This window comes from uncultured Campylobacter sp. (assembly GCF_938045405.1).
Lineage (GTDB): Bacteria > Campylobacterota > Campylobacteria > Campylobacterales > Campylobacteraceae > Campylobacter_B.
Window position 1 is genome coordinate 1 of sequence record NZ_CALIMW010000170.1, and the last position, 10,021, is coordinate 10,021.

The window sequence follows — 10,021 nt, forward strand, 5'->3', positions numbered from 1 at the left end:
AACCACATCCCATATCCGATCTTCATGGATAAAAAAGAATACGTTCCTGCGCAAAAAGAGGGCGAGCAGGGACATAGCGAGGTTAAAAACGTCCAGATTAATCGCGCGAGCGCGCTTTGGCAGCTGCCGAAAAGCAGCCTAAAACCGAGCGATTACAATGAATTTTACAAGCAGATCAGCCACGACAGCGGCGATCCGCTGTTTTATATCCATACCAAGGCCGAGGGCACGCACGAATACACGACGCTTTTTTACGTGCCGAGCAGCGAGCCCTTCGATCTATACCGCGTCGATTATCAAAGCGGCGTTAAGCTCTACGTCAAGCGCGTTTTCATCACCGATGACGCCAAAGAGCTGCTGCCTAGCTACCTGCGCTTCGTACGCGGCATAATGGACGTAGAGGATCTGCCGCTAAACGTAAGCCGCGAAATTTTACAAGAAAATCGAATTCTAGCCTATGTCCGAGAACAGAGCGTCAAAAAAATTCTATCCGAGCTAGAAAAGCTTTTGCAAAGCGATCGCGAAAAATACATAAAATTTTACGAATTATTCGGCAAGGTTTTGAAAGAGGGACTTTACGGCTTCGGCGTAAACAAAGAGGAAATTTTAAAGCTTTGTCTTTTCAAATCAAACCTGCGAGACGGGCTCATCACGCTTAGCGAGTATAAGGAAAAAATGGGCGCGGAGCAAAAAGAGATCTATTATATCGCGGGAAACAGCGCCGCGATGCTTAAAAGCTCGCCTCTGATCGAGAAATTTAACGCCGAAGGAACGGAGGTGTTGCTCTGCGACGATGAGATCGATACGATCGTGATGCCTGGCGTTTTTGAGTTTGATAAGACGCCGGTTAAAAATGCGACTTCGATCAAGCAGGAAGCTGCGAGCGACGACGCCGCGACGCCGCAAGCCAAAGAGATCGCCGCAAAGATCAAAGAAATTTTAGGCGAACGCGTCAAGGACGTTAAAATTTCATCGCGTCTAAGCGGCTCGCTTTCCTGCCTTGTTTTTGACGAGAACGATCCCGATTTTGCGACGCAGCAGCTACTTAAGCAGATGGGAGGCCGCAATTTGCCGCCTGTAAAGCCGATTTTGGAGATCAATGCAGATCACGAGATCATCAAAAAGCTGCAGACCGATAAACTGATGCTGCCGCAAGTGTCTGAAATAATCTACGATCTGGCGCGCCTTAGCGAGGGGCAGGAGCTGGAAAATCCGAGCGAGTTTATCAAAAACGTAAACGAGCTGATCGTAAAGGCTCTGTAAATTATCTAAATTTAGAGCTTCGATCCGCTAGCAAAATTCCGCGCGGCTGCATAGGCTGTATAAATCTATGGAGTCGCGCTTTAAATTTAAAAAGAAATTTTAGCTCGCAAGCTTCACCGCGCTTTCTAAATTTTAAAATTTAAAAGCGGCGGAATTTTCACTCTTTAATTTCGGTAAAATTTTATTTGGCGGCTCGGTTTGGCGTTTTGAAAATTTTGAAATTTTGATCGCTTTTATCCGCGAGCCGAGGTTGGAGCGAGAGCCGAAAATATTCGTCAAATCGTAAAATCATAAATCGGGGGATAAATTTCACTATTCATTAATTTAATCTTTACAAAGTTGCGTAATTTGATTTTAAATTTCCCCCTTTTTATCGCAAACGGCGAGATTGTTTGATATAATTCATTTTATAAATATTTGTAAATCTTTATGAAAGGAGATTTCGAATGAAACTCATCAAACTAAGTTTAGCTGCTGCGGTTTGCGCATGCGCTGTATCCTCGCTAAGCGCGGCAGATAGCGTAGCCGATGCGATCACTAACGGTAAGCTTGGCGGAACGGTAAAGACCACTTACGCCAATAAAACCGTAGACAATAGAGGCGAAGCCGCTACGGGCGATAACGACTACGAGGCATTCGGCGTGGGTCTTGAGCTCGGATACGTTACCGATCCTCTTTACGGCTTTAGAATAGGGCTTACCGGGCAAGGCTGGTTGATGCCGTATCACGTAGGCTCAAGCAATAAGACCGCCTACGATAAGGAGTGGTATACTAAAGGCGCGGTATTATCGGAATTATACCTAGGATACGGCATAGGAAATAACGATATAAAGGCGGGTAGACAATATGTCGTTACTCCGCTCGTTGCTGGCAACTATACAAGGGCGTTTAAAGAGGCTTTCGAGGGCGTAGCGATATCCAATAAAGATATCCCCGATACTACATTGTGGGGCGGATGGTTTTATAAATTCCAAGGAAGGAGCAAAACCGCTATGGGTGCTCCGGCAGGCGAAGGAAAGGCTCCTTTATTTAAAGATAGAGTGATTCTGGGTAATATGACCGGTCCGGTCGCCGTAAAATTTGAAAATATCTTCTCCGCATACGTTCAAAATAAATCCTTGCCTTATACTACTTTAACTGGCGCTTACGCAGCGGTAACGGACGTTAAACCGGCTAACGCATTAAAAGACGGCGACATTAGCCTGTATCTTGCCGAGGCAAATGTAAAAGTGCCCGTAGGCGAGATTTTAAAGCTGGGATTTGATCTTAACTACAAAGGCTCGCGCGTGGACGGAGGGCTGGAGCCAAGAAGGCTTGACGGCGATATGTTCGGCGCAAGAGTCTCGGTTAGCGAGTTTTTCGGATTCGGTCTATCGTATGCCTATACGACCGTTAGCGATGATGATGCCGTTATTTTAGGCGTCGGCAACGGCCCGGGATCATACACCGCGCTGCCTATTAGAGGTCCGTTCGTCTTCACGGGATATGCGGGTATGGATACGCACAAAATCGTGCTTGATTATAACTTCGGCGCTATCGGCTTGGACGGCTTCAAAACCGCGCTACACTACGTAAAAGGCGATCAAGACAGAGTAGGCGGCACGAATAATATCAATGCTAGCGGGGCTGCGGGCCAAAAGGTCGGCACCAGCATGGACGTAGAGGGCTGGGCGGTAACGGCAAACTACGCTCCTAAGGCCGTTAAGGGGCTAAGCTTGGGCGTAACCTACACTGCGCTTGAGAGAAGCGACCACTACGCTAGCGGCGCAAATAGAAAGTTCGACGAGAACGAGATATGGTTGCAAGCTGCGTATAAATTTGATCTAAGCGGCAACTAAAGCTTTAAAGAGCGGAGTTTTCCGCTCTTTCTTATCCGTATTATTCTGCCTCATATATGACGCAAAAAAGGGCGTTTGAACCCGAAAAATTTACTCTTTCTCATCTGCATTATCAAGCGGGCTCGCGCTTGATAAATGTTTCATCCAAACTCCGCAAATTTAACATAACTCTTAAATTTAACAAAACAAAGGCGAAATTTAGACGATAAATTTAAATGATAGATTCAGCGAAACTTAGAGAGACAGAATTTTAAATTTGCCGATCCGCTCCGCTAAATTTTAAAATTCCAAAACCTCGATATTAAATTTAACGTAGCTATTTAATCTAGTAAAATTTCAGCAGCATTTCGTAGAATAAGCGCACTGTATATCTGACATCGGCAAACTGATGTTTGTCTTTAAGCCCTTAATATAGCAGGCATTGACTGTGCCCTAGTATACGGCGCTAATATCAAAAAAAGCGATGATTTTTGCACGGCTTCTTTCGATGAAATTTTAAATTTGGATAAATTTTAAAGCTCATCCGAAAGCGAAAAAAGATGGGAAAGGATAAAATTTTACTTGTCAGATCAAGCGAATAAAAGCGAGTTAAATTTAACTTCGCTAAATTTAACTCGCCGCGGATCAAATCGAAGCCCAGAATTTGAGCTTTAATTTAACCCGCGGCGGAATGTGAATTGAAGCGTGGATTGAACGCTTATAATCCCAAGGCGTTATTTCTTCGCGCTAGAAGCGTCTATAAAGGCCTGCTCTTCGGCGCTCGGTTTATACTCGTCGCCGAAAAATCCCTTCTTCGCCTTGATCTTTTCCTCCATCATCTTCTTTTCGTAAATTTTATACGTCGGTCGCCAGTACTCTAGGTAGTTGCGAAGCCCGATGCCGTGGCCCGCGCTTACGTGGCAGCTCGCGCATTTGAGTTCTCGCTCGGTGCCTAAGAGCTTTTTGTAGTGCGCGTGCATGCGCTGCGCTTGCTCGGAGGTGATCTTGCTGTCGATCACGGTGGCGTGGCAGCTCGTGCAGCCGTTATCAAACACATAGTGCTCGCGGTTTTTGCGCCTTGCGCTCCAGTCGTATTTTTCAGGCTCGTCAAAGAAGTGCGAGTAGCCCTCCAACACGCCGTTTTTGGCCTTTTGATAGACGTATTTTACGATATTGTCGTGCGGTAGGTGGCAATCGACGCATTTGGCTTTGACGCCCGTTTTGCCCTTGCCCGAGTGGACGTCGTCTTGATAGGCGATCACCATCGGATCCATCTCGTGGCAGACGTCGCAAAATTTATCGGTGCTTGTTTTCTCAAGCGCGTAATGCACCGGCACGACGACGAAAAACCCTATAATACCGCTTATTAAGATGATAAGCGCTAGTAATTTTTTAGAAATTCTCATGGTGTCACCCCCATCCATTGCGGCACTTCGTGCTCGTGGCATTCGGTACACATATTCGTAGATGCCTTGTGCTCGTTGTGGCATTCGTCGCAGTATAGCGTAGGACCGTCGTGGACGGAGTTGTGCGGATTGGCCTTGAGTGTATCCATAAATTTAAGCCTCAAAGCGAGCTGCTTTTTGTCGCCGTGGCAGCTGATACAGCCCTTGTCGCCGATGCTTTTAAATTTAGACGGATCGCTTCCTTGATTTATGTGGCAATCGACGCAGTCAAACGACAAATACTCGTGATGAGGTTTGATTTTGTATTTTGCCCGAAGCTCATCTGAAACGACTATGTTCGTGGCGTTGGCGTCGTTAGAGGGCGGCGCGCCGAACAAAGTCGCGATGATACAGCACAGAAACAATGCTGTAAAACTGATTTTTTTCATTTGCAACCTTTTAGAAAACTGCCTTGCCAGCTCGCTTTCGCTACCCAGCAAGGTTTTAAAGAGCTTGCGCTCAGACCTAGCTAAGCAATCTGCTCACCCGCGATCATTCCGAAAACTATGCAGTCTGTGATCGCTACGGTACCTAAGCGGCTAGCGCCGTGAGTTCCGCCGGTGATCTCGCCCGCAGCCCAAAGGCCCGGGATCGGCTTATTGGTTTTAGAGGATAGAACCTCTGCCTTTTCGTTGATCTTTAGACCGCCCATCGTGTGGTGAGGCTTCGGCGATAGGCGGATGACGTAGAAAGGCCCCGCTTCGTTGATCTCGCTAAGTGCGCTTTCTTGTTTGCCAAACTCATCTTTTTTGGCTTTAACGCCTTCGTTGTATTTTTTGACGCTCTGCTTTAGCGCGTCCGCAGGCACGCCGTATTTGCTAGCGATCTCATCTAGGCTTGCGCATTCGCCTACTAGCTTGCCGCTTGCCATGCCCTTGGAAATCACCTCTTCGCTTAGGTCTTTAAACGCCATTTTGGTGTCGGCGAAGGTTATCGGATAGGCTTTGGGATCTTCGCGTAAAATTTTAAACTCCGCGTCCGCGCGGGTCTTGCGGTCTGCAAGCTCGTTCATAAAGCGCTTGCCGTTGCGTACATCCACGGCGATACCGTATTTAAAGGTGCCTTGCTGAGTTAGGATCGGAGCGGTACCGAAGCCCTTCTCATCAGGGCTCGCCCACGGACCGAACTGGATCCAATCGACCTGCACCGGATACGCACCGATCTCAAAGGCTTTTAGCAGCACGCCCGCGGTAGCTCCTGCGTGATTTGTGCTATCGACGTCGTCAGGAATGCGCGGATCTTGAAGCTTGCGGAAAATTTTATCGCGGCAAAATCCGCCCGCGGCGAGCACTACGCCTTTTTTGGCTTTGAGCGTCTTTTTTGTACCGCTCGTGTTTTCAAGATCGTCGCTGTAGAGATTTGGATCAAATTTATACTCCTCGCGGATCACGACGCCCGCTACGCGATCTCCGTCCATTACGAAATCGTCAAATTTCGCGCGGCGGCGAAGCTCGCAGCCCTTATCTTTTAGCGCTTCAAATTTTTCAAGCATCGGCTGGATGTAGCCCGAGCCGCTATCATTTGTAGTTAACATCGAGCGTGCGACGCTGTGTCCGCCGAAGTGCGCGCAGTGATCCATCTTAAATTGCACGCCGTTATCTACGAGGAATTTAAACGCGTCTAAGCCGCGATCGGCTAAGGTGCTTAAAAGCTCGGGGTGGTTGATGCCAAGTCCTGCTTTGAGGCAGTCGTTCATAAATAGCTCTTTGCTGTCTTTGATGCCCGTTTTTTCCTGCACGGGGTTCATCGGCACGCTCATACCGCCGCCGTTGATGACGGAGTTTCCGCCGATACGACCCATCTTTTCTAAAATCAAGACTTTGTTGCCTTTCTCGGCTGCTTTTAAGCCCGCCGCAAGCCCCGCAAAGCCGCTACCGATGATGATTATATCCCACTCCTCGTCAAATTTGACGTCCTTTGCGTCCACAGCACTTGCTTGCGCATTCACCGCGCTAAGTGCGAGTGCACCGGCTCCTACCATACCCATTTTCAGTATGTCGCGTCTCTGCATATTTGCCCCTTTACTTAGAGATTTTTTAATCTTAAAGATTAATGTCGTAATTTTATATTAAATCTTTATGTAAGTCAAATGTTATTTAGTATATAATTTAATAGCTAAAGGCTATAAAATTTCAACCGAAGGGGCAAAAAATGAGCCTGCGACATATGGAATTTGCGGTAAAAATTTCGGAGCTTAAAAGCTTTACAAAAGCGGCGAGCGAGCTTGGAATCGCGCAGCCGTCGCTTTCAAAGAGCATTATGCTTTTAGAAAAGGAGCTCGGGATCGAAATTTTTGATAGAAAAAACGGCCTTGAGCTTACATACGCGGGCGAAATTTACATCGCCAGAGCGAAAAATATGCTTAGGCTCAATAGGGAGTTAAATAACGAAATCCGCGGGCTTTCGTCGATCAAGACGGGCAAGCTCGTAATCGGCGCGACCTCGACCAGCTTTAAATTTATCGAAAAGATCATCGCGATGTTTTACAGCAGATTTTCCAAAGCCGACATCAGGGTTGTGCACGCTCACTCCGAACCCGCGCTCATCGAGATGCTAAAAAGCGGCGAGCTTGATATCGTCTATGCCGCGCACTTCGGCGAGCTTTCTGTGGAGGGGCTTGAGTGCGAGTTTATAAAAAAGCGCAGGCTGCTTCTAAGCGTCTGCTCCTCCCATCCCGCCGTTTCGCGAGCGAGTATAAATTCTACTGAGAAATACCCTAAAATCGCACTTGGCGAGTTCAAATCCGATAAATTTGCAATCAGCAGTAAAATTTTAAAAAGCGAGTCGAATTTCAAAAAGATCTTCGAAAAAGCGGGCTTTACGCCTCAAATTTTTTGCGATACCTCCTATTTTTACGTGGCTAACGCGATGGTCGCGGCTGGGCTTTGCGTGAGCTTCAGCTTCGCGCGGTACATTTTTGAGACGCAAAAGGACTACATCACGCTCTTTGATGTCGCGGATGAGCCGCTTTTGGACGTATCATTTTCGGTCGTGTATAAAAAACCCTCCAAGCTCGCAAAGGAATTTATAAAGATGATAAAAGCAGGCAAAAGCAGCGAATAAGGCGGTCTGCGGCGCGCAAATTTAAATTTAATAACGCGCCGCAAGGGTTTAAATTTAAAAATGCGCTGCATAGGTTTAAATTTAATAGCATGCTTCGAGACGCTGCGCCAAAACCCCACTTTAAAATTTATCCCGCAATCTTGCTCATTAAATTTCGGCTCGTAACTTGCTTGACCGAAATTTCATCTCAAATTTTATCTCGCGCTCTAATCGGTTAAATTTTATCTCGCGCCATGCCGTGCTAAATTTAATCTCGCGGCGCGCTAGGCTAAATTTTCATTCGCCGCGGCTGCGTAAATTTACGGTACGCTCTTTCTATAAAATTTTATCTGCAAGCGGTGCAAAGAGGCTCTTTTAATACTTTCGGCTCTTTGGCTACCGCTTGATTAGCTTTTCTTACTTGCCGCCAAAACTTGCGCCAAGATCGCTGCTAGCGCGATATTTAGGCTGACGCAGAGTCCAAACAGCGCCACGGCCTTAGTGGAGCTGAAAGCGAGCGTAAAAAAAGAGATTATGCTGGTTAAAGACGCGAGCGTGATGCCGAAAATTTTATCGCTAAGCGCCATTTTATCGTTGTTTGCAAAGATCATATAATCTATCCCCACAGCGCCTGATAGGATCAGCGCAAAGATCGCAAAAATATTCACGCTCACGCCGAATGCGCTAAGCAGGGCAAGCACGGCTAAATTTGTCGCAAAAACGCAGATGACGATCAGCCACGCCGTCCGCGCACCGAAAAACGCCCACAGCAGTGCGAGCGCAAGGGCGTATGCGGCGCATTTTAGATACAGGGCGTTGATTTTGATCTGCGAAAACGCCTCGCTTATGGCGCTTCGCATGTTTAGATGCAGCGCGCCCATCTGCGCGGCAAGCTCGCTTACGGCTGCTTTATCGCGCACGCCGCGCAAAAAAGCGATATGCGGATCGATGCTCGGCATCGCGGCAAAAAGAACGGAGCTTCTAGCTTGCTCGTAGCTTAAAATGGGCGCATCCGCGATCTTGGCAAAGTTCGCGTCCACGAGCTCGCGGCTAAGCCCGAGATTTAAAAATGCGCTTCTATCGTAGTTTGCAAAGGACTGCTTGATAAAGCTCTGCGTGGCGGGATCCAAAATCGGCGCGCCGGTGTATGAGTCTGCAAGACCGCGCGCTACGGCCTCTTTGGCTACCGCGCTTGCATCGTTGCCCACGATAAGATCGAAGCTGGACCCTCCGATGCTTGCGAGCTTGGCGCTCATCGCGATAAGGTTTTTATCTAAGCTCGCGTATTCGCTGACGTCGTCCTTAAGCTCCATCCTGAAATACAAAAACGCAAGCACCGCCGCGCAAACGATGGCGAGCGCTTTGAGGCTTAGGTTTATCTTGCAAAGCGCCTTCGCGTAGAGTTCAAGAGCTTTTGCAAAGATCGGGGCGGGGCGAAATTCCGCCCCTTCAAGAAGCAGCGGCAGGGCGAAGTAACTAAAACAAAACGCCCCCGCAAGTGCGGCTATGGCAAAGATCGCGATCTCTTTTAGGAGAAAAAACGGGCTAAATAAAAATACGAAGTAGCCTCCTGCGGTGATGAAAAAGCCTAGAAGCAGGATGTTTCGCATGCTTTTTATCGAGCGAGCCTCTATGCGGCGCGAGATGTTTGCGCCGAGCCAGTGCACCGCGTAATCCAGCATCAGCCCGATTAGGCTCGTCGAAACCACGGCGCTTAGGATGTGGATCGAGCCGCGGATCGCCATCGTAGCCGCTACGCCGCAGGCAAGCCCGAAAAGCGCAGGCAGCAGCAGGCAGAAGATCCGTACGCGCGAAAATGCCGCCAGCAGCAGCGCCGCGCACAGGCTAAGCGATACGGCGCCCGCTATGGAGCTCTCGCGCACGCCCGCGCTTTTACCCAATGCGCTAAAAAGGGCGGTGCCCGAGATTAAAATTTCGCTCTTTTGCGCCTCGCGCACCAGTGCGCTAAGCGCGTCGTCGTTTGCTTTCGGAGCGAGTTTGGCCGTAGCGAGGTAGTGCGGCGCGCCGTCAATGGTCGCGATGAAGCGGTTTTGCGCAGGATCGAGCTTGATAGCGCCGCGAGCGCCGAGGCGCGAGTGAAGGCTAAGCGAGAAAAAGTCCTGCGAGAGGCTAAGCGGACGAAATTTTGAATAAAGCTCACGCGCGCTACGCTCAAAAAAGGCCTGCGGATCGTTTTTTAAAAGCTCCACGCTCGCATCATCGAGTATCGCGGGCGCAAAACGCGCAAGCTCGCTCTGATACACGCTCGCGTCCTTGACTTCGTAGATTATGCTCTCAAAAAGCCCGCTTTTTTGCATATCTGCAATGAACGCGTCAAAGCTCGCCCTCTCCGCGCTTGCGACGATGATTTGCCGCGCAATCTCGCGGTTGAAATCCTCGACGCTCTGTTTCTGCTCGCCCGAAATTTCGTACAACTTATCCGCCAACTTTTGT

The 10,021-nt window shown here is 48.5% G+C and carries 7 protein-coding genes; 3 read left to right on the forward strand and 4 right to left on the reverse strand.

Annotated elements, in window-relative coordinates; all coding sequences use genetic code 11:
- Both htpG and Q0140_RS06555 read left to right on the forward strand, forming a co-directional pair.
- Positions 1 to 1,263: molecular chaperone HtpG (htpG, locus tag Q0140_RS06550; protein ID WP_297962962.1), on the forward strand; the 1,263-nt coding region annotated here is incomplete at its 5' end.
- A 446-nt stretch (positions 1,264 to 1,709) separates the two neighbouring features.
- Complete coding sequence (locus Q0140_RS06555; protein ID WP_297962963.1) at positions 1,710 to 3,101, forward strand: OprD family outer membrane porin; 1,392 nt, start codon at positions 1,710 to 1,712, stop codon at positions 3,099 to 3,101.
- Positions 3,102 to 3,814: 713 nt separating this feature from the next.
- Here Q0140_RS06555 and Q0140_RS06560 read toward each other — a convergent pair.
- The 3 genes from Q0140_RS06560 to Q0140_RS06570 all read right to left on the reverse strand — a co-directional run bounded on the left by Q0140_RS06560 (position 3,815) and on the right by Q0140_RS06570 (position 6,536).
- Positions 3,815 to 4,486, reverse strand: a complete 672-nt coding sequence (locus Q0140_RS06560; RefSeq protein ID WP_297962964.1) for a NapC/NirT family cytochrome c — start codon at positions 4,484 to 4,486, stop codon at positions 3,815 to 3,817.
- Positions 4,483 to 4,914 carry a cytochrome c3 family protein gene (locus Q0140_RS06565; RefSeq protein WP_297962966.1) on the reverse strand — a complete coding sequence of 144 codons (432 nt, stop codon included), beginning with the start codon at positions 4,912 to 4,914 and terminating at the stop codon, positions 4,483 to 4,485. Before Q0140_RS06565 ends, Q0140_RS06560 begins: the two co-directional genes overlap by 4 nt.
- Before the next feature lie 80 nt (positions 4,915 to 4,994).
- Entirely contained in the window at positions 4,995 to 6,536 is a 1,542-nt protein-coding gene (locus tag Q0140_RS06570; protein WP_297962968.1) for a flavocytochrome c, read from the reverse strand.
- Positions 6,537 to 6,676: 140 nt separating this feature from the next.
- Here Q0140_RS06570 and Q0140_RS06575 point away from each other — a divergent pair, with 140 nt between their 5' ends.
- The gene (locus Q0140_RS06575) at positions 6,677 to 7,588 is read left to right on the forward strand and encodes a LysR family transcriptional regulator (protein WP_297962971.1); all 912 of its coding nucleotides are present in this window, start codon (positions 6,677 to 6,679) and stop codon (positions 7,586 to 7,588) included.
- Between the two features lie 386 nt (positions 7,589 to 7,974).
- Here the strand turns inward: Q0140_RS06575 and Q0140_RS06580 are convergent.
- On the reverse strand, positions 7,975 to 10,021 hold a 2,047-nt coding region (locus tag Q0140_RS06580), incomplete at its 5' end, for a hypothetical protein (protein ID WP_297962974.1).